Here is a 21,106-nt window from a genome sequence, read left to right on the forward strand (position 1 = left end):
CTCTTCACCTACTTTTATTGCTATTCGCTTTAATAATACTGCTTGAACCCTATAATTGCATCCTCTCAAAAAAAAAAAATGCCCAAATGGATATACTCCACTCGGGCATTTTTATCTCATTTTACTATTTTACAAGACCCTCACTGGCTCCTTCTCACCAAGTGTCCTCAAGTAGTTGGCAATGACCCTGGCCAGCTGCTCAGGTGCTTCCACAAGACTCATATGAGCGACGCCTTCAAACGTATTTTCCTGAATATGCGGGTAATCATAAGTCGACTTAGGCGTCTGCCTCTCATTGACGGAGAATGTATCATCTGGTGAGATCACTTCATCATCCGCACCAGCTACTAGTAAAACCGGGAAAGTTGCTTCATGCAGCATTGCACTTCGGTCCGGCCGCATCATCATGCCTTCCAGCGTATGAATAGCTCCTTTGGCAGACATCCTTAAACCTGCCTCCTTAACCCGCTCAACTTCATCCGGCATATCCTCACGCTTCGACTCCTTAAACAGCTTTGGAATCAGATCATGCACATAAGGCTCGATCCCATCCTTCATAATGAAGGAAATATCCTGATACCTTTTCCGCTTCATTTCTTCCGTATCCGGGAGAGCAGTAGAATGAATAAGACCAAAACCGGACAGCTTGTCTGGATATTTATCCGCAAATGCCAATGTGACATAGCCGCCAAGGGAATGGCCAAATACAACTGTTTTATCTATTCCCAACTTTTCCACTAATCCATTTATATCATCTGCCATCGCTTCCATTGTATATATATTGTCTGGTACCGATGTCTCGCCATGACCCCGCAGCTGCGGCATGATTATACGATAATGGTCGGTCAATAGCGGACAAACATTATGCCAGTAATGGGAGGAGCCGCAAAAACCGTGAATCAGAATAATCGTTTTTTCATTTTCTTGACCACATTCTTCATATACCATATCGATGCCGTTAACATGTACTTTATGCTTCTCCATCGATCCCACATCCTTTTCGATTTGGAATTGCTATCATGTTATTACTTAACCAGCTATCGAACCGATGAAACACAATTTATCAGATAATTCTGAACATATTTGATAGCTTTTTAGCTTATCCCTTTTTTTACTTATTATATTAATGAAGAAAAATTTCTTTTCCTAATAAATCAGACTTTTTGCAGATAAAACTGTTTCATCTCCGTGCATGCTGGTTAAGTATCTATCAAGCAAGACAAGCAAACAAATAAACAAGCCAACTGAAAGAAAGGTGATTCCGATGTTAGGATGGGCTTTAGTATTTTTTATCTTCGCAATCTTAGCCGGTATATTTGGATTTCTTGGTATCGCATCAGCGCTTGCCGGCATAGCGAAAATTCTATTCGTAGTCTTCATTGTTCTCTTCATTGCATCTCTAATTTTTGGAGGACGAAGACGAGCATAACAGCATTACAAACTATTAATTAGAAATCGAGGAGGAATTACAAATGACAACTCAAACCATGACGACAAGAGTACACACGGTTAAAAACATGCTGGAAGTACAGGAACAGGTTCATCGTTTCCAACGTGACGGCTATGAGAGAGAGAATATCTTTGTACTAACTCACGATAAAGACCGTACAGCACGCATTGCTAACAGAACCGATGCCGAGCAAATCGGGGTCTCCGCCGAAGGAGTCGGAACGGCTATTGCTAACATCTTCCGATCCACAGGCGATGAGCTTCGCGCTAAGATGAGATCGCTTGGGATTTCGAAACAATATGCCGAACATCTGGAAGAACAGATGGACAGGGATAAAATCCTGGTCATCGCCTGGGGCGGCAAGGAATACAAAGATGATGAATTTGACTCCTCCGTCTATTACTACCCAGAATATCGGATTTAATTAGCAGTCATCCTCTTCCATAGCACCTAACAAACGAAGACCTATCCGTACGGGTAGGTCTTTGATCTATGGTATAGTAAAAGAAGCTGCTGACGAAAGGAGCGCTTAGGATGAGTATCATCATTGTTGACGATAACACAACCAATCAGTTAATTGTGCAAACTATACTAAATAAAGCCGGCTATCGAAACTTACTGACGGCGTCTTCTGCTGTCGAGCTGTACGATATGCTTGGTATTGGCGACTCAGCACCGTCTTCGGATACAGATGTTGAGTTAATTCTAATGGATTTGATGATGCCTGATATTGACGGCATCGAAGCATGCAAAACGGTGCTGCAGGACCAACGTTATAAAGATATTCCAGTCATCTTTGTAACAGCCGTTGGCGATTCCAACAAAATGGCTGAAGCGCTTGACGCCGGAGCCAGTGACTATGTAATGAAGCCGATCAACCGTATGGAGCTTCTTGCCCGTATCCGTTCCGCCTTGAGACTAAAGCAAGAAATCGATCGTCATAAAGAACGGGACGAGAACATGCGTTACAATTTGGAACTAGCCAAGCAGGTACAGCTTAGTGTGCTTAGCACAGCCATTGATGACGAGAACATTCGAATCAATGCGGCTTACCAGCCCTCCTCCGAGCTTGCCGGCGATTTTTACAACTGGTATCGGATTGATAAGCATCGTTACGGCATCATTTTACTCGATATGATGGGTCATGGCATTTCATCTTCCCTTGTTTGCATGTACATTTCTTCCGTGCTGCGTGATACGATTACTCGTATTTCTGATATGGAGCAGGTGATGCATGAGCTTAACCGCTATATGAATCAGTTACATATGCAAGATGAATTAATGAACTACTATTTTACTGCCATTTACTTGGTGCTTGATGTAGAGGAAAAAACGATCGAGTACGTAAATGCCGGCCACCCGCCAGGTATCGCTTTCCTCGATGGTAAGCCCGCCTTACTCGAACCATGCTGTAGTGCTATCGGCTTATTTAATAAGCTGAAAGTCAGCAAAGGCAAGCTTTATTATGAGAAAGACGCTGTAATCACTCTGTATACGGACGGGTTAACGGATGGTATGGCGAATGGCCAGGAAATATCCAGCCAAACGTTAATTGACCTCATGAGAAACGAACAACAGCTGGAACCAAGTGAACTAGTAGCCTCCATTCTTCCAACTAACAACTGCATTCAGAAGGACGATATCTGTCTTGTCACCCTTCACACCAAATAAAATTTCTCCTTCCTTGTTTCAATCATTGCCTTAATGGGTAATCAATAACATGGCCAATGATAAAGGTTGGAGGGATAGCGCATGAAGAATACATTTGTTCTTTGTTATCTTGTAGGAGGGATCCTCCTTGGCGTAGTACCACTTGCATATACATCTCAGCCTCATCACGTACAAGAACTGCAAACCGATTGGGCAGAGACTGGATTAACCACCGTCTCGCATGCTGACTATGACTTATCAGAATCAGCGATCAAGCTGGAATCCGTAAACGGACTGTCACTTTATGATGATAAAACAACCGTACAGCGTTTGCTCGGCGATCCTGTAAAGGTGTCCAAAGATACGCTGTTTACGGAATTTGAGACTTATGAATATCCAAATATGAACATCGTCTTCTCCGATGGCATCATGGAAGAAATTAAGGTGAGCGGCAGCGCAAACACCATTTGGATTGATGACCAAGAAATCCCGGTTTCGATTGAAGCGTTAATTAAGACGCTTGGCGAGCCTGATTATAAGGCAGATGATGGGATTGTCTATCAACGACAGGAGAACGTGCTGAAGCTGTTCATTGACTATGATACAGGAACGCTCGATTCCATCGCTTATTACCACATATCTTCTGTATAACCTAAAATTATGATCGGAGTGAATCTAATGAAGCAGCAGCAATTTCAGATCGAACAAACAGAAACGAACGACAGCTATATTTTATCCCTTAGCGGTGAACTCGACCTATCGGTCGTAACTCAGTTAAGAGCCGCTTTGGAGCCTGTTATGGAGCGTACAGATCGCGCTTTGGTGCTGAATCTTAGAGACTTAAAATATATCGACAGTACAGGAATAGGTATTATTGTATCCGTACTGAAATACCGTGACGGGATTAACGCCTCTTTATCCGTGCAGGAAATCCCGCCTACCATTCAACGATTATTTGATCTAACTGGCATTTCCGGATATTTAACGGAAGGGACAGAACAACAAACATGATACGATTACAAATCCCTTCCCATGCCGACTATATCGAGATCGTCAGAGTATGCCTTTATGGTATTGCGTCCAAGCTGTCCTTCTCCTATGAGGACATTGAGGATATGAAAGTAGCCGTCTCAGAAGCTTGTACCAATGCGGTGCTTCATGGCCGCTCTCAGGAAAATGGTGGCAGCTTAATCGATGTTTGCTTTCAGCCTTCTGAGGCTGGTATGACCGTCATTGTTAAAAATGAAGGGGAACCATTCGAGCATTCCGAAACCACAGCTGATGAGAATACTCCACCTCTTCAAGGTATTGAGATTAGTGAACTTCCCGTTGGCGGGCTGGGCATCTATTTAATGGAGGCTCTTATGGATGAAGTAACGGTTCAATCCACGGACAGCGGAACGGAAGTCATCATGACCAAATATATCAGTCAATAACAAAAGGCCGGCGAATACTCGCTGGCCTTTTGCATTTTTCATTAACAACTCTATATGCAAGCAGAAGCAAGGAATGATGCTGAGGCTGTTAGTTGAGGGCGTCTTAAAGACAATAATCTGGAGGAATTATGAGGGGTTATTACATCACCTTTATTTCTTCAATTGATCGTTTAATAGCTTGAATATATTCCCTTCTATTGTTAACCTTTAGCTCGTCCATCAGTTTATTTATTTCTTCATTTCTTTGTGTGATAAGGTTCTCAATTTCCAAGGTGTTTTCTTGTGCATGGATGTATACCAATCGTTTGGCCTCCAGACACCAGATTGCTTCCTGGATTTTTTCGATTTGTTTATGCAGCTTATCGTTTTTTTGCTGGATCTTTATTTGAGCATGCTTTAAGAGCTCATCCAGATGCTCCAATTGCACCGTTTTTTTCTCTCTCATGGATGATCACCTCCTCTGTCTATCAATAGCATTTTCCAGAATAAAACACAAAACATTAAATGGCAATCATTCATTAGAATAGCAAAATCCCGCCTTACTGTCATCGACAATAGGCAGGACCTTGTATTCTTACTATCTTTCTAAAGCTTTTTTCTTAAAAAGACGTTCGCCGTCCGCTAGCTCCTCATAATGCTGCTTCCATGGAGCAATGAGGTATTCCATGCTGCCCAAAGCCAGAATGCCGTCTGCCGATAAACTGTCATGGAACAACTTATGGACTCGATTTTGCAGCTCGGGGTCGAAATAGATCATCACATTGCGGCATAGGATCACATGAAATTCGTTAAAGGTACTGTCCGTAGCCAAATTATGCTGAGCGAATATCATTTGATCCGCCAAGGAGCTATTGAAGAACGCATAATCACTGTTCGTCGAATAATAACCTGAAAATTCCTTTGAACCGCCGGCATGCAAATAATTTTTCGTAAAAGCCTGCATCCGCTTCAGAGGGAATTTCCCTGCCTTCGCCTGATCAATAGCCCACTCACTCATGTCAGTAGCGTAAATTTTGGCTTTATCTAAGAGGCCTTCCTCTTGTAGTAGAATCGCCATGGAATAAACCTCTTCGCCTGTCGAGCAGCCAGCATGCCATATTCGAATCTCCGGCAGCTTCCTAAGCAGCGGAACAGCATTCTCGCGAAACGCACGGAAGAAGCTTGGATCACGGAACATTTCTGTCACCTTAATAGAGAAGTCATTCACCAGCTTATTCACATAATCAGGCTCATGAAGTACCTTCCCTAGTAGCTCTGTCACTGTCGCAACGCCGTCCATGTACATCCTGTTTCGAATACGACGGCGAATCGAGGAGCGTAAATAATGGCGGAAATCATGGCCATACGCACGATATAACCCTTCAATCAACAATTCAGTCTCAATGCTTTCCCATTCGCTGACCGGAAGTTCATCCGTAGACATATCGAGTGCATCATGATCCATTAATTCCCCACCTGCTTCGTCAACCACACCCGCATCAGTGAGAACAGCTGGTCCATCTGTAACGGCTTGCTTATATAGTCAGAAGCCCCTGCTTCCAGACATTTGTCACGGTCAGCCTTCATCGCTTTCGCAGTTAGTGCAATAATTGGCAGCGACTGCAGCTGTGAATCCTTACGCATCTCTCTCATCGTCTCATAACCGTCCATAAGCGGCATCATAATGTCCATCAGCACAAGATCAAAATCGCTATCACTGCGTAAAATCTCTAGACACCGCTTGCCGTTGCCAGCTACAGTCACTTGCATGTTCTTACTCTCAAGTGCATGAACAAGAGCGAACACATTACGAGCATCATCTTCAACCAACAGTACCTTTTTACCGGCAAACTCGGAAGTTCTGGCATTCTCCGTAATCTTTTGTTTCATATCTTGTTCTAGAACTTCAGATTCAGCGGCCATCAGCTCAGCCGCAGCAGCTGCTTCTTGTTGTGCAAGAAGGATAGAGTCAAGCTTCTCTTGACTAAGCTGCGGCAAATATACCGTGAAGCAGCTTCCTTTATCTATTGTACTGTTCAGCTCAATTGACCCGCCAAGCAGCTTCACAAATTCGCTGCAGATGGATAAACCTAGCCCTGTACCGCCATATAACCTGTTTGTATTGCCATCAACCTGCTGGAAAGCCTCAAAGATCAGCTTTTGCTTATCCTTCGGTATGCCAATTCCGGTATCGGTAACTGATATGGCCAGCATGTCTTGACTAGTATGCTCAAACCGCAATTGAACGGAGCCTTTATCCGTAAACTTGAAAGCATTGGACAACAGATTTTTCAGAATCTGCTGCAATCTCTGCCCATCGGTATACCAGACATTAGGCAGATTAGCATCCATGTCTATAACAAATGCAATATCCTTTTTCTCTGCTATTGGGTTAAAAGTCAGCTTCATGAGCTCTGGGATCTCGGTCAGATTAACCTCGTCTACGGTAAGAATCACTTTCCCAGCTTCTATCTTCGACAGATCGAGAATATCGTCAATCAGCTTCAATAGATCCGTGCCGGACGTATGAATAACTTTTGCAAAACCTGCTTCATCCTCACCTAATGTTTGGTTCTCATTCTCAGCAAGCAACTGAGACAAGATAAGAATGCTGTTAAGCGGCGTCCGAAGCTCATGAGACATATTCGCAAGGAAATTTGTTTTGTACTGCGAGCTTTTCTGCAATTGCTCGGAATAATCCTCCAGCTCTTCTTTCGCTTTCTCCAGTTCCTTTGTTTTCTGCTCAGCGATCAAATACTGCTCCTCGAGATGTTCGGTTGTCATCCGCATTTCCTCTTGCTGCATTTGGAGTTCTTCCGTCAGCACCTGCGATTCGCTCAGCAGTCGCTCTACTTCCATACGGCCTGCTACATTGTTGACCGCAATCCCGAAATCTTTCTCAATCTCCTCCAACAGCTTCAAATGCAGGGAAGTGAATGATTCTAAGGAAGCAAACTCGATGACTGCCTCTAACCGGTCTTCATATTCAATCGGCACCATGAGGATACTACGCGGTTCGAAATCTACAAGCCCTGTCGTAATTAGAGGTGCTTGCTCCTTCCGCTGATTAATAAGGAACACTCGTTTTTCCAACGCACATTGACCAACCAGCCCTTCTCCAAAACGGAAGACCTCTTTGCCAGCACCCTCGCCTGAACCTGCGTAAGAGGCTAACTTCTCCAGCCGCTGCTGATCCCCTGTCCCTCTGCGAATATAAAATACGCCATAAGTGGCATTCACCATAGGGGCTACCTTCGTTAGGAAGGATTGTGCCAACAATTCAAGATTGTTTATACCTTGCGTCATAGTAGCCATTTCTGCCACATTGGATTGAATCCAGCTTTGTGCCTCAAGGCTTGATAATAACTGATTAGTTGCATCGCCAAGCTCTTTGATTTCATCATTGGTATTCACATGAATTCTTGTTGCAAGACTGCCGCCAGATGAAGCGATTTCCTTAATCGTACTGACAACCTGCTTGATCGTTCCCACAATAGAGCGAGAAACAAAAGAAACGATCATAAACGAAATAATCGATGCAATCAGGAGCAGAACGTAAATGCCGATGGTGAGCAGCCTGTTCTTATTTTCCAAATCAATAATATGCAGCTTCGTGGACTGAACTTCTTGATTACCGATGGCGTCAAACTTCGTACGCAGGTCATCCATCTGCTGTTTGCCGATATCATTTTGGAAAAAGGCAATAATATCATCATCCATATCTTGCTTTTTCATCGCAATCGTTGGCTCTCCAGCCTTGCTGATCCATTCCTGAATCGTGACCTTAATTTCTTCAAGCTCCTTCTTCGTGCTGGGATTATCAGAAATATAGGCATATAAACTGTTGTAATTAGCTTCCCACTGGGATACCCCTTTATTGTAAGGAGCTAGATAACTCTCATCTCCAGTCAGCAGAAAACCGCGCTGGGCAGTCTCCATACTGATTGCATCATATTGAATGGAAGCAATCAAATTATGAATTTCGACATCCCGGGTCGTAATTGTCTCCACTTCGTTTTGCAGCGCTTCAATACGGTCCGTAACCGTCACAATTGAAACTCCTAGGCAGATGAGAATTAGGAAATACCCGATTGCAATCTTGCTTCGGATATTAAATTTAAACGCTCGAAGCATATCAATTCTCCTTCTCTTCTTTTCTCTTCTATTAAGTATACCATTATCTCTTCACTCAGACTGCTGTTTCAATGCTATAAATTCAGGGTATTTATGAAACAAAAGAGGATGTGAATTCCATGGATCTCTACATTCAGATCAGTATTATTGTCATTACCGTTGCTATTGTCGTTCTCATGTACTTCCTCATTCAGACTATGAAAGTACTAAAAGCCGCGTTAGAAGAGGTTCGATTAACAGTTGGTGAATTAAGAAGCGACGTCTCGCAAATTTCAGTTGACGTTAAAGAAATGATTCATAACACGAATGAAATGACACTTGATGTTCGCACAAAACTAAGATCGCTGGATGTCCTGTTCGCAACCGTCAATGACGTCGGACAAGCTGTGCATAGCTTCACACACGTCATGAAGGAATCCGCTGCAAGTTTGGTTACAACCTTAAAAGGCAAGGAGCAGCATGAGGTATACGATTCCGAATCCGTCCATTCGCACAAAACCAAAAAGATCAGCGCAGTAACTGACGGTATTATGTCTTCCATACGAATTTGGCGAAAGCTCAAGAATAATTAAGTTATAATAGGATAAGCAGAGAGGAAAGAGGATAATGATGAAACCATGGGTAAGCTTAACCATTCCCGCAAAAGCCGAATATATCGATGTCGTAAGACTAACCTTGTCAGGGTTAGCTGCCAAAGAAGGCTTTTCCTACGAGGAAATTGAAGATATGAAAGTAGCCGTTACAGAAGCATGCAGTAATGTTGTCCTTCATGCTTACAACGGCAGCGATTTCGGCATTATGGAAATTGTATTTGAAATGGAGCAGGACTTCCTTCAAATCCGGGTGAAAGATTCTGGCAGCAGCTTTTTGTTTGAACCAACCCTTATTGCCAATGCTTCCCTACATCACAAACCATTAAGCGATGCAAATGTGGGAGGACTCGGCCTATTTCTGATGCAGGCTTTGATGGACAATGTGGAGGTCCGCTCAGAGATGGGTACAGAGGTGCTTCTCACCAAGCGACTTGGTAGGAAAGAGGAGATGGCATGAAATCACATTCATCCTTCCTAAATCAAGAACAAGCAGCAGAGCTGCTTCAGCGATATAAGGAAATGAGCTGCAATGATGCCGCAACGGCATTATTGCAGCATTATGAACCGCTTGTTCGGATGGCCGTGTCCAAAATTTCACGTAACCGCCCTGATTTATATGAAGATCTATTCCAGGTTGGTCAAATGTCGATGCTGCGGTTATTTAAGCAATTTGACAGCGACAAAGGTATACCTTTCGAAGGTTATGCCATGAAAAGCGTCATCGGTCAGCTTAAAAACTATTTGCGCGACAAATCTTGGTATATACAAGTACCTCGAAATATGAAAGAAAAAGGCTTGCTCGTTCAGAAGACCATTGATGAACTAACAACTAAGCTTGAGCGTTCACCGAAGATGGATGAAATTGCGGAGCATCTGGGATTAACGATAGAGGAAACGATCGAAGTGTTATCTTCAAGGGAATCATATCAGTATGTTTCCCTTGATACTCCTCTCTCGAGTGAAGCTGACAGTGCCACCATTGGAGATGTCATCAGCGATCAAACGGATGACTACCGCCATGTCGATAATCGAATGGCTTTGAATGAAGCCTTGGAACAGCTGAAGGAGGAGGAGCGCAAGGTGCTTCTCCTCGTATACCAGCATGGACAATCCCAGCGTGAAATTGCAGATCAGCTTGGAGTATCACAAATGAGCGTTTCCCGATTCCAAAAAAGAGCCCTCGATAAGCTAAGGCAGCTGTTTCAACCGCCGCAAAGCGAAGGAGGCTGATCCAACGCCTGTCTCAATAATGAGACAGGTGTTTTCTTTGGGTTAAACAGCAACCTACACATTCGAATGTTCTTCCGATCGCCATTGCTCAAAGCTTTCTGAAAGAAAGCTACTTCGTAAGCATACTCTTCGCTTCTCCAGAATCATTCGAATTGCTCCGTTTGCAGTTAACCATATCCCTTACATTTTGATACTATCCAAACACCGAAACAAAGGAGCGGCTTCCGCGACTCTACTCTACCAGCCAAATTTTCCGAACTTTCCTTTTGAGACAGCCCCTTTTTTCCATTTTATAACACACAGAAAAAAGCTGTCCCGCAGGACAGCTCTTTCTTATGATAACAGTTTAATTGGAAGAAGATCTGAGCTTGTCTTTCACATCATCTTTTGCAGAGCTTAAGGCATCCATCACATGCTCATTGGATTTTCTCGCGTGATTAGCCAAATCCGAGGTTTCTTCCTTCACACCGGATAATACATCCTTCGTTTTATCGCGGGCTGTGGAAGCAAGATCCTGTGTCCTTTGGCTGAAGGCTTGGAATTTATTCGAGATATCCTCCCTCAGCTTCTCACCTGATTTTGGAGCAAGCAGCAGCGCCCCAACCGCACCTACAGCAGTCCCGACAATTGTACCTACAAGCATTCCGTTACCTGAGTTTTCCTTTGGCATAGATATCTCTCCTTTATTCAGCAGTTGTATTCGAAACCATTTTCGATCTCGTATTATCTATTACACCAATTCGGTTATTCTGAAACGCATCATTTATAAAAAGCAGGATTTTATCTATCGCTTCAATTATTCGAGCAAGCCCATCATACATTAAATTAACCATGTCCCATAAAATTTGTATGCAGATATGCAAAAAAGTCGTTGCGTCTTTTATTGTTTATATCATATACTGTTTATATAATAATCAGTGTACGACGTACACAGAAATGAGGAATCTTGTGAATCAAATGGCGATTGAAGTATCCAATTTGCGAAAGAACTTTGGCAAGCAGATTGTGCTTAATGGTATCAACCTCTCGGTACCAGCCGGAACCGTCTTTGCCCTGCTTGGTCCAAACGGTGCTGGAAAAACAACCCTTATTCATATTCTATCTACCTTAATTGCGCCGGATGAAGGAAAAGTCCGTGTAGGCGGGTACGATGTCCTAACGCAGCAGGATCAGGTGAAACAAACCATTAGCCTTACTGGTCAATTCGCCGCCGTAGACGAAGTCTTATCAGCGGAAGAAAATTTAATCCTGATCGGCAGGCTTTCCGGCCTAACAACCGCAGAGTCCCGGCAGCGTACAGTTGAGCTTCTAAAGGCATTTGATCTTGTGGACGCGGCTAAGAAAAAGGTAAAAACCTATTCCGGAGGTATGAGGCGAAGACTCGATCTTGCGATAAGCCTTGTTGTCAGCCGCCCTGTTATTTTTCTGGATGAACCGACTACTGGCCTTGATACCATTAGCCGGCGCGCCCTATGGGAGATTATTAAGCAGCTTACTAAGAATGGCATGACAGTCTTCCTTACTACACAATATTTAGAAGAAGCGGATCAGCTTGCAGACAGAATCGGAGTTATTAACGGTGGACGGATCGTTGCGGTCGGAAGCTCGGAAGAGCTGAAGTCACATGTCGGTGGTGAAGTTATTGAATTGCTGAATGCCGATGATGAGGTTATTCATACCATCCCGACGAGCGGCAGCATCGAGGATATTAGCCGCACCTTAAATGAACTGGTCCGCTCGGTGCCACTTGGAACGCGTGTTAATATTCGCAGACCAAGTATGGACGATGTTTTTGTTGCCTTAACTTCTGCAAAGGAGACTATACACGCATGATCACGACCAATAAGCCGCTTAAGCCGGCATCACTTGCTGTTACGAACCTTGTTTTTATTGGCCGAAGCATCCGTCACAGCCTGCGTAATACAGAGGCGCTGCTTATGGCCATCATGCTTCCTGTTATGCTTATGCTGCTCTTTACCTATGTATTTGGAGGAGCTATCGATTCAAGCGGAGACTATGTCAATTACGTCGTTCCCGGCATTATTTTATTATGCGCAGGATTTGGCTCTTCAAGTACAGCCGTAGATGTATCCAATGATATGACCAACGGTATTATCGACCGATTTCGGACAATGCCCATTGCAAGTCTTAGTGTTGTAACCGGCCACGTTGTTGCAAGTCTTATCCGTAATTTGTTCGCCACAGGAGTTGTCTTTGGTGTAGCTCTGTTGGTCGGTTTCCGGCCTACAGGAAGCCTGGTGGACTGGATCCTTGCCATTGCTGTCATTACGTTGTTCATTCTCACCTTCACTTGGCTCTTCGCGGCTATTGGATTAGTTGCCGGAAGTCCATCCGCTGCAAGTGGATATGGCTTTGCGCTCTTGTTCCTCCCCTATTTATCCAGTGCCTTCGTTCCGACTGACACGATGCCAACATGGCTGCGAGGTGTTGCGAACCATCAGCCAATTACACCAGTCATCGAGACAATTCGGGGGCTGCTAACAGGTACGCCACTTGATAATAGTCCATGGTGGGCTGTCGGCTGGTGCCTGCTCATTCTGGCCGTAGCGTTCATATGGAGCATCTCCTCCTTCCGAAAAAAAGCCGGACGCCGGTAATTCCGTAAAAAAGACAACAACTCGATGAAATCAATCGAGCTGTTGTCTTTTTTATATCTGTGTTTTGGACGCAAGATAATGCTCAATCCCATCCATAATCCGCTCTAGTCCAAAATCAAAATCATCCCCAATCGGATTATCCGCTGGATTCTCCTCCGTATAGACACCTGATGCTACAATCGGTTGTAAATCTGGATAATCCTCCGCTTTAACAAGAAGCTTGAGCGCCTTGCTATAATTTTGACCGCTGAATGCCCCCGGGCTTGCGCCTCCTTTAATCGCCCGCACCATATCCCTTTGCACCATACCGACTGACCGCGCGTAGCTGCTGATGAGCAGAACCATTGACATTTTCTCATAGTCATTAAGCGAGAAGCCCCGCATCGGACGTAGTGCCAAATCCACATAGAGCAGGTTATTGGGAGTTACGGGTACACCTGCAATCGGAACCTCTCCATACCATGGATGCTCGACGAAAACTTTAATACATCCACGTACATACTGACGGATGCCATCACGCCAATCCGTTATCTCTTCACTCATTTGCAGAGCGGATTTGCAGACGGCCTCCTGCATCAGCAGCAATAGATCATCTTTACTTTCAACATATCGATAAAGAGACATTGCCGTAAAGCCTAAAGAAGCAGCAACCTTGCTCATGGATACTGCAGCAAGACCTTCGTTATCCGCGATAGCGACTGCCTTCTCAACGATTTGGTCAATTGTCAATTCCCGCTTTGGTCCTCTTTGTGATTCTTTCACAAGGCCCCATGCTAACGCCACTCCGCGAGGCAGGCTTTTTAAAACCTCAATCTCATCTTCATTTTGCATTCTATCTTTCCTCCATGCCCGACCTCGAATGTAATTGCTTACTATGTATACAGTATAACACAATCAAATAAAAAAACGGCCTCATCACGAGGCCGTTTTTCTTTAATCCATACCATGCTCTGTCCGAATTTTGTACAAACCTTTCAGGAGCAATTCTGCCGGATCACGATTGATCAACAGATGCGTATACAACAGATGAAGAGAGAAAGCGCAAACATTATTGCCATCAGAAATAGCCGGGAAGCCCGTTTCAAACACTGGGCCTTTCAACTCTTCGTTCCAAGCAAGTCCTGCGTGAACCTTCTCCTCAGGGAATTCCTCTTCAACAGCCTTAATGCAGTGCGGAATTAATACCTTATCAATTAATGCTTTGGCATCGTCTTCGCTTGCAGGAGGTTGTGGAAGCGGTTTGCCCCCTTCGACTTTCATTAATTCATAGAAAAATGAAGCCATCCATTCTGTTGCTTCTTCGTTGCCTGCCTGGAAATTCGCAATTAACTCACGAAGGAAGAAACCGCATACGTAGTCGCTGCCCGACTCATCCTTCACTTTGTAAACAAATACGGGACCATAAAGCTCTTGATTTAATACTTGGCCTTGGACGTCTTCAAAATGTTGTCTCAAAGCGACAAAACCGTTATGCTGGACCGCATTTACCAGCTCAGCGAATTGCTTCGCTTCTTCTTCTTGACTGCCTTTAATTTCTTCGTTTGTCGTCTCGTTATTCATTCGCTTCACCCGTATTCATCATATCATTCCACTAATTAATCAGTCTAGTCCATTTCCAACAAAAGAAAGCCGCCTCAAGGGACGGCTTTACTACCATAATTAGATAACACCATGCTTCTGACGAAGCTTAGATAGTGCAATTAGAAGGGTATCTGAAGGATCACGATTCAATTGCATCATCTTGTACAGGTAATGAATCGGGAAGACGCATTTCTCCGAAGGAATGTCCACGAATCCGAGCTCCAGAACTGGCGTATGATTATCATCTAGTCCTCTTTTTCCCGTAATCCTGAGAGGAGCAAACTCCTCGCTGACCGCACCAAGGCAATGAGGGAACAGAACATGATCAATAAATTCCTCTTCCTTCTGTTCGCTCTCATGTGGTGCAGGCAGTTCCTTACCGCCCTTCGTCGTCTTCATCAGCTCATAGAAGAAGGATGCCATCCATTCCCCTGCATCCCGGCCGCCGTCCTGGAATTGCTCAGCCAGCTCGCGAAGGAAGAAGCCGCAGTCATACGACTGCTTGAAATCATTCGTCACCCGGTAAATGAAGATTTGACCGAATTTCTCATCGTTTACAATAAGACCTTCCACATTCGGGAAAAACGGTCTTAAAGTTGCGAGACCCTTCTGAAAGATCGTCTTCATCAGGGAGTCCCATACTTCGGTATTATCGTTATTATCCGTATTCGTCATTTCATTATTCATCTTGTAATCACCCTCAAGCATCATATCATTCGGCGCTTTGTACCGTCCAGTGCTATACTTTAACAGTCCTATCCACGGCTTACGAAGAAGGGAAGCTTCTCGATGCCTGCCAGACGCAAATAAGTAAACAGTTGGCCTTTATGATGAATCTCATGGTCTTTTGCATTTTGGAGCAAAGCAAAGCCCGGAACCGGATTGCCAAAGAAGTCAATCGATTGCGCAAGCTGCTCTGGAGTAAGCGAACGAAGAATCGCTTCTGTTTGTTCTGTAGCTGCGGCTACACCAGCTCTCAGTTCCTCTGCACTTGCAAACGTCTGCTTGCTGCCTGGCGTGTAAGCACCATGTTGTACAGTTTTTGCGAACATCTCCATCGCACCGGTAATATGTAGGACAAGCTCCGCGACCGTCATGCCTTTTTCCCAAGGCTTAAAGGACAATTGCTCTGTTGTTACCTCTGCCAGCATGTCATGCAATACGTTGCGATGGCTCTTCCAGCCCGCAATAAACTCATTGATGTTAGTCATCTTATGATCTCTCCTCTGGTTCATTATTATCACTATTCATTATAATGGCTGAACCTTTCAATTTCATCTTTTATGCCTTTTCCCGGTTGCACCAATCCGCGATAAAAGCAATCATAACCTTCGTATAATCTACAAGCTCCCTTATATCCAAGCTTTCGTCAACAGCATGAGCCTTACCCAGTTCCCCGGGGCCGTAAATGACCGTTGGAATCCCTACCCTTCCGATCCAGCCAGCGTCCGTAACGGTTGGAGTCATCCCGACTTCGGCTTCACGCTTCAGTACCTTCTCATGATTCGTTAACAATGCCTTAACCCCATCATCATCCTGATCAAGCTTTAATGAAGGGAAAATTTCTCCCCGCTCCTCGATCATCGACCTGCCGCCCCAACGGAACTCAGGCGGATTATGTCGAAGCCACGGATCACCTTGCGCTACACGAAGCAAATGCTCCTCGATCTCTGCAGCTACAGATTCATAATCTTCATCCGGGTAAAAATGAACCGTTATCCATAACGAGCACCGGTCCGCAATAAAGGCCGCATGGCGTCCCCCTTCAATAACAGCGGGGTTAATGGTATTGGACCCCGGAAGGAATCCCGGATACGACTTCGTAACCGCCCAATGCCGTTCGAGCTCCTGGAGTCCGGTAATCAGCTTCGCCATCTTCTCAATCGCACTTGCGCCATGCAGCCCGCCTCCTGCATGAATCATGCGGGAACGCATTGCGTCATGATGGGTTACCGGACTTTGCACCGTCACCCAGCCGGTAATAACCCCTCCTTGGCCCTGAACGGCCAAATGACTTGTATCCGCCACAATGGCGAAATCCGCTGTGCAGCCCCGCTCCATACAAGCTCTTGTCCCTGCCTCTCCGGCCTCTTCTCCGATAACGGATTGGAAGAGCAAATTCCCTTTCAGCTCAATTTCTGCTTCTAATAGAAGCTTGACTGCAAACAGCATGGCAGCGAGGCCGCCCTTCATATCCGCTGTCCCGCGGCCGTAAGCTCGTCCATCAAGAACGGATAAGCGAAACGGATTAACCGACCATTCCGAGCTGTCGCCTACTTCTGCAACATCCATATGTCCGTTCAGCAGCAGACTCCGGTAAGCCCCATTGTTAGTTCCTTTACGAACAGCCGTCACATTGGGATCACCCGGATATACCTCCCACAGTTCAGTCTCAAAGCCAAGACTGCTTAGCTGCTCCTCCATAAACTGCTGCGCCTGCATCGTATTGCGCGCTGGCGGGCTTACAGTCGGAAATGCGACCAGTTCGGCCAGCAAAGCGAGCAATTCCTCCTGCCGTTCCTCCACTTGATCCCATACATGCTTCAACTGGAATTCCTTCATCTATTAGATCCCTCATTTCAATAGGAACTTTCATTCCTACTATAGAGGATTTGATCCCCATGGAGCAATTTTTACAACGCTCAAAAAAATTTACATTGCGTTAACATGATTCGGGTTTTCTGTTTACGTAGCTCTACTACAATGACTCTTGTAAGGAAAAAACAAAAATGAAAGTTTGGAAGGGGAACCTACTCAAAATGAAAAAGTCTCTGATCGTCACTATGGCACTAACATTGTCGCTCTCGCTCGCAGCATGCGGCAATAACACAAATAACGGTGCTAACAACGGAAACGCAGCTGCTACGAACAATGCTTCAACAAATAACACTGCATCCGCTGATTTGTCCGGTTCGATTCTGGCATCTGGCTCCACAGCGCTTCAACCACTTGTTGACCAAGTATCGAAAGAATTCATGGACAAAAACAGCGGTGTATCGATTCAAGTACAAGGCGGCGGCAGTGGTACTGGCTTGACGCAAGTATCCGAAGGCCAAGCACAAATCGGTAACTCCGACGTATTCGCTGAAGAGAAGCTTGACGCTGGAAAAGCAGCTGAACTGGTTGATCATCAAGTAGCAGTTGTAGCAATGGCTGCTGTTACAAATAAAGACGTAGGCGTAGACAACCTGACGAAACAACAACTGGTTGATATCTTCACTGGTAAAATTACGAACTGGAAAGATGTTGGCGGCAAAGACGAGAAAATCCAAATCGTTAACCGTCCATCGAGCTCCGGTACTCGCGCAACATTCGAGAAATTCGCACTTGGTACGAAAACAGAAGACCTTGCAGGTTCGATCCAAGAGGACGCTTCCGGTACGGTTAAGAAGCTCGTAAGTGAAACTCCTGGCGCTATCGGTTACCTGGCTCTGTCCTACCTGGATGACTCGGTAACATCCCTGAAATACGAAGGCGTTGACGCTAATGAAGACAACGTAGCAAACGGTTCTTACCCAGTATGGGCTTACGAGCACATGTATACAAAAGGCGAGCCTGATGCAGCAACTAAAGCATTCCTCGACTACATGGTTTCTGAAGAAGTTCAAAACGGCGACGTTGTAGAATTGGGCTACATCCCAGCAAGCAAAATGGAAGTTAAACGCGATGCTTCAGGTGCTGTAACGAAATAACGGATCAGATATAAATAAAGGCAAAGTCAAGAGACGGGCCAGCTCGTCTCTTGACTTCATGCCTATATGTAAACTAAGTAAAGGGTGGTCACGATGAAGAAGTCTAATGATCGAGAAGTAGCCACGCCGCATCTTGCGGAAGAATGGGTTGGCAAAGTATATACATTCATCTGCATCTTGTTTCTTATCATCACCATTTTTTCGATGGTTTACTTCGTCGCTTCAAAAGGACTTAGCACCTTTATCGTAAACGGCGTAAGTGTAAAAGATTTGTTAACAGGATTGAAATGGAAACCAGACAGCGATACGCCATTGTTTGGCGCATTGCCATTTATTTTCGGATCGTTCAGCACATCAATTCTTGCAGCTATTATCGCTGCCCCGCTTGGTTTTTGTGCAGCAGTATTTATGGTTGAGCTTTCTCCAAAAATCGGCCGTACGTTTATGCAGCCCGTGATCGAACTGCTTGCCGGCATTCCATCCGTTGTATACGGATTTGTTGGTCTCAGTGTTATCGTTCCGTTGTTCCGCGATATTTTCCCTGGTCAAGGTGTCGGAATAGCAGCAGGCTCGCTTGTACTTGCCTTCATGATTTTACCTACTATTACGACAATAGCAACGGATGCACTAGCCTCTCTGCCGTCGGGCCTGAAAGAAGGCTCTTACGCACTAGGTGCTACCCGTTGGCAAACTATATATCGCATCGTTCTGCCAACTACGCTTCCTGCGCAGATGACAGGTATCGTTCTAGGTATTGCAAGGGCATTTGGTGAAGCGCTGGCCGTACAGATGGTAATCGGCAATGCGCCGCATATCCCTCATTCCTTGTTCGAATCAACTTCTACCCTTACGAGTGCCATTACGCTCAGCATGGGCAATACGGCAATGGGTTCGGTTCAAAATAACGCATTATGGTCACTCGCATTAATTCTCATGATGATGACCTTTGTATTCGTCTTTATCATTCGCTGGCTGGAAGGAAGGAAAAAGCTATGAGCGCCAAAACGGTAGATAAAATCGCAACCGGTGTTATTGTTTTTATAACTGGCCTGATCGCGCTCGCCTTAATTGGCTTGCTAGGCTACATTTTGTTCCGTGGGCTTGGTCATATTAGCTGGCATTTCCTTACCTCTCCACCGGAAACCATCCGTAAAGGCGGCGGTATTGGACCGCAGCTGTTCAACTCGTTGTTCTTGCTCGTCTTAACGATGGTTATTACGGTACCGCTTGGTATCGGTGCAGGTATCTATATGAGTGAATACGCTAAGGCTGGCAAAATCACTTCCGCTATTCGTCTCGTCGTTGAAGTATTGTCTTCCTTCCCTTCGATAATCGTTGGTTTGTTTGGCCTTCTTGTTATCGTTAATAAATTTAACCTTGGCTTCTCCTTACTCTCAGGTGCATTAGCTCTCACCATCTTCAATCTGCCTCTGATGGTCCGTATTACGGAGCAGGGTCTTCGCAGCGTTCCGGTTCAGCAGAAAGAAGCCAGCCTTGCGCTTGGTATTTCCAAATGGAAAACGATTCGTTCGGTACAATTGCCGATCGCATTGCCAATCGTGCTTTCCGGCTCGATTCTGGCAGCAGGCCGGATCTTCGGTGAAGCAGCAGCTCTTCTGTTCACCGCCGGCATGAGCAGCCCACGTCTTGATTTTTCCGATTGGAACCCGTTGCACTCTGACTCACCACTTAATCCGATGCGTCCGGCTGAGACATTAGCTGTTCATATCTGGAAGGTCAACTCGGAAGGTCTAGCACCGGATGCAACACAAATTGCTGCTGGCGCTTCGGCTGTACTTATTATTACTGTACTACTCTTCAACTTAGGCGCTAGAGCGCTTGGACGTTATATGCACAATAAATTTACTGCATCCAAATAAGCTGATGCTTACGGTGCAAGAATCACCACAAATGGCCTAGACTTGGCATTTGGGTGATAATTCTTTTTAGGAGGTCAGTTAGCAATGGGAGAAATCGCCTTATCCGCTAAGAAATTAAATGTCTACTATGGTGAGAAGCATGCCGTACATGATGTCTCGCTTGATTTTGCAGAAAAGGAAGTCACTGCACTGATCGGACCTTCCGGCTGTGGCAAATCGACGTTCCTAAGAAGCTTGAACCGAATGAATGATCTCATTCCATCTTGCAAGGTTACTGGTGAAATCTTGATTGATGACCGCAATATTAACGGCACGGATACAGATGTCGTTGCGCTTCGCAAAAAAATCGGCATGGTATGGCAGCGTCCTAACCCATTTCACAAATCGATTTATGAGAATATCGCTTTTGGACCACGTTACCATGGCATAAAAAATAAGAAACAGCTCGATGAGATTGTTGAGCAATCACTTCGGAAAGCTGCGATCTGGGAAGAAACGAAGGACCGTCTTCACAAATCAGCGCTTGCCTTATCCGGCGGTCAGCAGCAGCGTCTATGTATTGCCCGCACAGTCGCGGTTAAACCAGATGTTATTCTGATGGATGAACCAGCTTCTGCCCTTGACCCAATCTCAACCTCGAAGATCGAGGAGCTGATCTCCGAGCTGAAACAAGACTACAGTATCGTAATCGTGACACATAACATGCATCAGGCAGCACGTGTATCGGAGAAGACAGCCTTCTTCTTAAATGGTCATGTGGTTGAATATGATAAAACGGAAACAATCTTCACTAATCCGACTCATCAAAGAACGAACGACTATATAACAGGTCGTTTCGGCTAATGATATAAACAAAAGGGCTA

25 protein-coding genes are annotated in these 21,106 nt (G+C 45.0%); 15 read left to right on the forward strand and 10 right to left on the reverse strand.

Annotated elements, in window-relative coordinates; all coding sequences use genetic code 11:
- Positions 1-129 precede the first annotated feature (129 nt).
- Positions 130-984: an alpha/beta fold hydrolase gene (locus AC0YNT_RS13545; protein WP_475805069.1), complete on the reverse strand. Its 855-nt coding sequence runs from the start codon at positions 982-984 to the stop codon at positions 130-132.
- Between the two features lie 280 nt (positions 985-1,264).
- Here AC0YNT_RS13545 and AC0YNT_RS13550 point away from each other — a divergent pair, with 280 nt between their 5' ends.
- The 6 genes from AC0YNT_RS13550 (at position 1,265) to rsbW (AC0YNT_RS13575) (ending at position 4,536) form a co-directional block, all read left to right on the forward strand.
- Positions 1,265-1,429 (forward strand): DUF1328 domain-containing protein, encoded by a 165-nt coding sequence (locus AC0YNT_RS13550; RefSeq protein WP_167279844.1) that lies wholly within the window; start codon positions 1,265-1,267, stop codon positions 1,427-1,429.
- Positions 1,430-1,472: 43 nt separating this feature from the next.
- A complete protein-coding gene (locus AC0YNT_RS13555) occupies positions 1,473-1,874 on the forward strand; it encodes a YflT domain-containing protein (protein ID WP_167279843.1) in 402 nt (133 codons plus the stop codon).
- 110 nt (positions 1,875-1,984) lie between these two features.
- On the forward strand, positions 1,985-3,121 hold the full coding sequence (locus AC0YNT_RS13560) for a PP2C family protein-serine/threonine phosphatase (RefSeq protein WP_475805070.1): 1,137 nt from the start codon (positions 1,985-1,987) through the stop codon (positions 3,119-3,121).
- 81 nt (positions 3,122-3,202) lie between these two features.
- A complete protein-coding gene (locus AC0YNT_RS13565) occupies positions 3,203-3,751 on the forward strand; it encodes a hypothetical protein (protein WP_475805071.1) in 549 nt (182 codons plus the stop codon).
- A 27-nt stretch (positions 3,752-3,778) separates the two neighbouring features.
- A complete protein-coding gene (locus AC0YNT_RS13570) occupies positions 3,779-4,111 on the forward strand; it encodes an STAS domain-containing protein (protein WP_475805072.1) in 333 nt (110 codons plus the stop codon).
- Positions 4,108-4,536 (forward strand): anti-sigma B factor RsbW, encoded by a 429-nt coding sequence (gene rsbW, locus AC0YNT_RS13575; protein ID WP_475805073.1) that lies wholly within the window; start codon positions 4,108-4,110, stop codon positions 4,534-4,536. The genes AC0YNT_RS13570 and rsbW (AC0YNT_RS13575) overlap by 4 nt, the downstream gene beginning before the upstream one ends.
- A 139-nt stretch (positions 4,537-4,675) precedes the next feature.
- On the opposite strand, the gene AC0YNT_RS13580 is transcribed toward rsbW (AC0YNT_RS13575), so the two are convergent.
- The 3 genes from AC0YNT_RS13580 to AC0YNT_RS13590 form a co-directional block, all read right to left on the reverse strand.
- Positions 4,676-4,981, reverse strand: a complete 306-nt coding sequence (locus AC0YNT_RS13580; RefSeq protein WP_475805074.1) for a hypothetical protein — start codon at positions 4,979-4,981, stop codon at positions 4,676-4,678.
- A 132-nt stretch (positions 4,982-5,113) separates the two neighbouring features.
- Complete coding sequence (locus tag AC0YNT_RS13585; RefSeq protein WP_475805075.1) at positions 5,114-5,980, reverse strand: CheR family methyltransferase; 867 nt, start codon at positions 5,978-5,980, stop codon at positions 5,114-5,116.
- Positions 5,980-8,649 carry an ATP-binding protein gene (locus AC0YNT_RS13590; protein WP_475805076.1) on the reverse strand — a complete coding sequence of 890 codons (2,670 nt, stop codon included), beginning with the start codon at positions 8,647-8,649 and terminating at the stop codon, positions 5,980-5,982. The genes AC0YNT_RS13585 and AC0YNT_RS13590 overlap by 1 nt, the downstream gene beginning before the upstream one ends.
- Before the next feature lie 119 nt (positions 8,650-8,768).
- On the opposite strand from AC0YNT_RS13590, the gene AC0YNT_RS13595 reads away from it, so the two are divergent.
- Genes AC0YNT_RS13595 through AC0YNT_RS13605 form a run of 3 tightly spaced genes read left to right on the forward strand, consistent with a single transcriptional unit; the run spans position 8,769 to position 10,472 of the window.
- Positions 8,769-9,221 (forward strand): DUF948 domain-containing protein, encoded by a 453-nt coding sequence (locus AC0YNT_RS13595; protein WP_475805077.1) that lies wholly within the window; start codon positions 8,769-8,771, stop codon positions 9,219-9,221.
- Between the two features lie 37 nt (positions 9,222-9,258).
- Positions 9,259-9,699: an anti-sigma B factor RsbW gene (gene rsbW, locus AC0YNT_RS13600; protein ID WP_475805317.1), complete on the forward strand. Its 441-nt coding sequence runs from the start codon at positions 9,259-9,261 to the stop codon at positions 9,697-9,699.
- Positions 9,696-10,472: a sigma-70 family RNA polymerase sigma factor gene (locus tag AC0YNT_RS13605; protein WP_475805078.1), complete on the forward strand. Its 777-nt coding sequence runs from the start codon at positions 9,696-9,698 to the stop codon at positions 10,470-10,472. The genes rsbW (AC0YNT_RS13600) and AC0YNT_RS13605 overlap by 4 nt, the downstream gene beginning before the upstream one ends.
- Positions 10,473-10,818: 346 nt before the next feature.
- Here the strand turns inward: AC0YNT_RS13605 and AC0YNT_RS13610 are convergent, their stop codons facing one another.
- Positions 10,819-11,142, reverse strand: coding sequence for a YtxH domain-containing protein (locus tag AC0YNT_RS13610; RefSeq protein ID WP_475805079.1), 324 nt, complete (start codon positions 11,140-11,142; stop codon positions 10,819-10,821).
- 278 nt (positions 11,143-11,420) lie between these two features.
- Here AC0YNT_RS13610 and AC0YNT_RS13615 point away from each other — a divergent pair, with 278 nt between their 5' ends.
- Together AC0YNT_RS13615 and AC0YNT_RS13620 are read left to right on the forward strand one after the other, a co-directional pair.
- Entirely contained in the window at positions 11,421-12,305 is an 885-nt protein-coding gene (locus AC0YNT_RS13615) for an ATP-binding cassette domain-containing protein (protein ID WP_475805080.1), read from the forward strand.
- Positions 12,302-13,090, forward strand: coding sequence for an ABC transporter permease (locus tag AC0YNT_RS13620; RefSeq protein WP_475805081.1), 789 nt, complete (start codon positions 12,302-12,304; stop codon positions 13,088-13,090). Before AC0YNT_RS13615 ends, AC0YNT_RS13620 begins: the two co-directional genes overlap by 4 nt.
- A 51-nt stretch (positions 13,091-13,141) precedes the next feature.
- Here the strand turns inward: AC0YNT_RS13620 and AC0YNT_RS13625 are convergent, their stop codons facing one another.
- The 5 genes from AC0YNT_RS13625 to AC0YNT_RS13645 all read right to left on the reverse strand — a co-directional run bounded on the left by AC0YNT_RS13625 (position 13,142) and on the right by AC0YNT_RS13645 (position 17,233).
- A complete protein-coding gene (locus AC0YNT_RS13625) occupies positions 13,142-13,921 on the reverse strand; it encodes a TetR/AcrR family transcriptional regulator (protein WP_475805082.1) in 780 nt (259 codons plus the stop codon).
- 102 nt (positions 13,922-14,023) lie between these two features.
- Positions 14,024-14,650: a hypothetical protein gene (locus tag AC0YNT_RS13630; RefSeq protein ID WP_167279829.1), complete on the reverse strand. Its 627-nt coding sequence runs from the start codon at positions 14,648-14,650 to the stop codon at positions 14,024-14,026.
- 99 nt (positions 14,651-14,749) lie between these two features.
- Positions 14,750-15,358, reverse strand: coding sequence for a hypothetical protein (locus tag AC0YNT_RS13635; RefSeq protein ID WP_475805083.1), 609 nt, complete (start codon positions 15,356-15,358; stop codon positions 14,750-14,752).
- A gap of 68 nt (positions 15,359-15,426) precedes the next feature.
- Entirely contained in the window at positions 15,427-15,882 is a 456-nt protein-coding gene (locus tag AC0YNT_RS13640; protein ID WP_475805084.1) for a DinB family protein, read from the reverse strand.
- 70 nt (positions 15,883-15,952) lie between these two features.
- Positions 15,953-17,233, reverse strand: a complete 1,281-nt coding sequence (locus AC0YNT_RS13645) for an acetylornithine deacetylase (protein ID WP_475805085.1) — start codon at positions 17,231-17,233, stop codon at positions 15,953-15,955.
- A 197-nt stretch (positions 17,234-17,430) separates the two neighbouring features.
- On the opposite strand from AC0YNT_RS13645, the gene AC0YNT_RS13650 reads away from it, so the two are divergent.
- The 4 genes from AC0YNT_RS13650 (at position 17,431) to pstB (ending at position 21,086) form a co-directional block, all read left to right on the forward strand.
- Entirely contained in the window at positions 17,431-18,363 is a 933-nt protein-coding gene (locus tag AC0YNT_RS13650) for a phosphate ABC transporter substrate-binding protein (RefSeq protein WP_475805086.1), read from the forward strand.
- Positions 18,364-18,456: 93 nt separating this feature from the next.
- The gene (pstC, locus tag AC0YNT_RS13655; RefSeq protein ID WP_167279824.1) at positions 18,457-19,359 is read left to right on the forward strand and encodes a phosphate ABC transporter permease subunit PstC; all 903 of its coding nucleotides are present in this window, start codon (positions 18,457-18,459) and stop codon (positions 19,357-19,359) included.
- Complete coding sequence (gene pstA, locus AC0YNT_RS13660; RefSeq protein ID WP_475805087.1) at positions 19,356-20,243, forward strand: phosphate ABC transporter permease PstA; 888 nt, start codon at positions 19,356-19,358, stop codon at positions 20,241-20,243. The genes pstC and pstA overlap by 4 nt, the downstream gene beginning before the upstream one ends.
- A gap of 84 nt (positions 20,244-20,327) precedes the next feature.
- The gene (pstB, locus tag AC0YNT_RS13665; RefSeq protein ID WP_167279822.1) at positions 20,328-21,086 is read left to right on the forward strand and encodes a phosphate ABC transporter ATP-binding protein PstB; all 759 of its coding nucleotides are present in this window, start codon (positions 20,328-20,330) and stop codon (positions 21,084-21,086) included.
- Positions 21,087-21,106 lie beyond the last annotated feature (20 nt).

Source organism: Paenibacillus sp. J22R56 (genome assembly GCF_056269375.1).

Bases quoted from the DNA above. Each gene is read 5' to 3' on its own strand.
- AC0YNT_RS13545 (WP_475805069.1), bottom strand. From the start codon at position 984: ATGGAGAAGCATAAAGTACATGTTAACGGCATCGATATGGTATATGAA.
- AC0YNT_RS13550 (WP_167279844.1), top strand. From the start codon at position 1,265: ATGTTAGGATGGGCTTTAGTATTTTTTATCTTCGCAATCTTAGCCGGT.
- AC0YNT_RS13555 (WP_167279843.1), top strand. From the start codon at position 1,473: ATGACAACTCAAACCATGACGACAAGAGTACACACGGTTAAAAACATG.
- AC0YNT_RS13560 (WP_475805070.1), top strand. From the start codon at position 1,985: ATGAGTATCATCATTGTTGACGATAACACAACCAATCAGTTAATTGTG.
- AC0YNT_RS13565 (WP_475805071.1), top strand. From the start codon at position 3,203: ATGAAGAATACATTTGTTCTTTGTTATCTTGTAGGAGGGATCCTCCTT.
- AC0YNT_RS13570 (WP_475805072.1), top strand. From the start codon at position 3,779: ATGAAGCAGCAGCAATTTCAGATCGAACAAACAGAAACGAACGACAGC.
- rsbW (WP_475805073.1), top strand. From the start codon at position 4,108: ATGATACGATTACAAATCCCTTCCCATGCCGACTATATCGAGATCGTC.
- AC0YNT_RS13580 (WP_475805074.1), bottom strand. From the start codon at position 4,981: ATGAGAGAGAAAAAAACGGTGCAATTGGAGCATCTGGATGAGCTCTTA.
- AC0YNT_RS13585 (WP_475805075.1), bottom strand. From the start codon at position 5,980: ATGGATCATGATGCACTCGATATGTCTACGGATGAACTTCCGGTCAGC.
- AC0YNT_RS13590 (WP_475805076.1), bottom strand. From the start codon at position 8,649: ATGCTTCGAGCGTTTAAATTTAATATCCGAAGCAAGATTGCAATCGGG.
- AC0YNT_RS13595 (WP_475805077.1), top strand. From the start codon at position 8,769: ATGGATCTCTACATTCAGATCAGTATTATTGTCATTACCGTTGCTATT.
- rsbW (WP_475805317.1), top strand. From the start codon at position 9,259: ATGAAACCATGGGTAAGCTTAACCATTCCCGCAAAAGCCGAATATATC.
- AC0YNT_RS13605 (WP_475805078.1), top strand. From the start codon at position 9,696: ATGAAATCACATTCATCCTTCCTAAATCAAGAACAAGCAGCAGAGCTG.
- AC0YNT_RS13610 (WP_475805079.1), bottom strand. From the start codon at position 11,142: ATGCCAAAGGAAAACTCAGGTAACGGAATGCTTGTAGGTACAATTGTC.
- AC0YNT_RS13620 (WP_475805081.1), top strand. From the start codon at position 12,302: ATGATCACGACCAATAAGCCGCTTAAGCCGGCATCACTTGCTGTTACG.
- AC0YNT_RS13625 (WP_475805082.1), bottom strand. From the start codon at position 13,921: ATGCAAAATGAAGATGAGATTGAGGTTTTAAAAAGCCTGCCTCGCGGA.
- AC0YNT_RS13630 (WP_167279829.1), bottom strand. From the start codon at position 14,650: ATGAATAACGAGACGACAAACGAAGAAATTAAAGGCAGTCAAGAAGAA.
- AC0YNT_RS13635 (WP_475805083.1), bottom strand. From the start codon at position 15,358: ATGAATAATGAAATGACGAATACGGATAATAACGATAATACCGAAGTA.
- AC0YNT_RS13640 (WP_475805084.1), bottom strand. From the start codon at position 15,882: ATGACTAACATCAATGAGTTTATTGCGGGCTGGAAGAGCCATCGCAAC.
- AC0YNT_RS13645 (WP_475805085.1), bottom strand. From the start codon at position 17,233: ATGAAGGAATTCCAGTTGAAGCATGTATGGGATCAAGTGGAGGAACGG.
- AC0YNT_RS13650 (WP_475805086.1), top strand. From the start codon at position 17,431: ATGAAAAAGTCTCTGATCGTCACTATGGCACTAACATTGTCGCTCTCG.
- pstC (WP_167279824.1), top strand. From the start codon at position 18,457: ATGAAGAAGTCTAATGATCGAGAAGTAGCCACGCCGCATCTTGCGGAA.
- pstA (WP_475805087.1), top strand. From the start codon at position 19,356: ATGAGCGCCAAAACGGTAGATAAAATCGCAACCGGTGTTATTGTTTTT.
- pstB (WP_167279822.1), top strand. From the start codon at position 20,328: ATGGGAGAAATCGCCTTATCCGCTAAGAAATTAAATGTCTACTATGGT.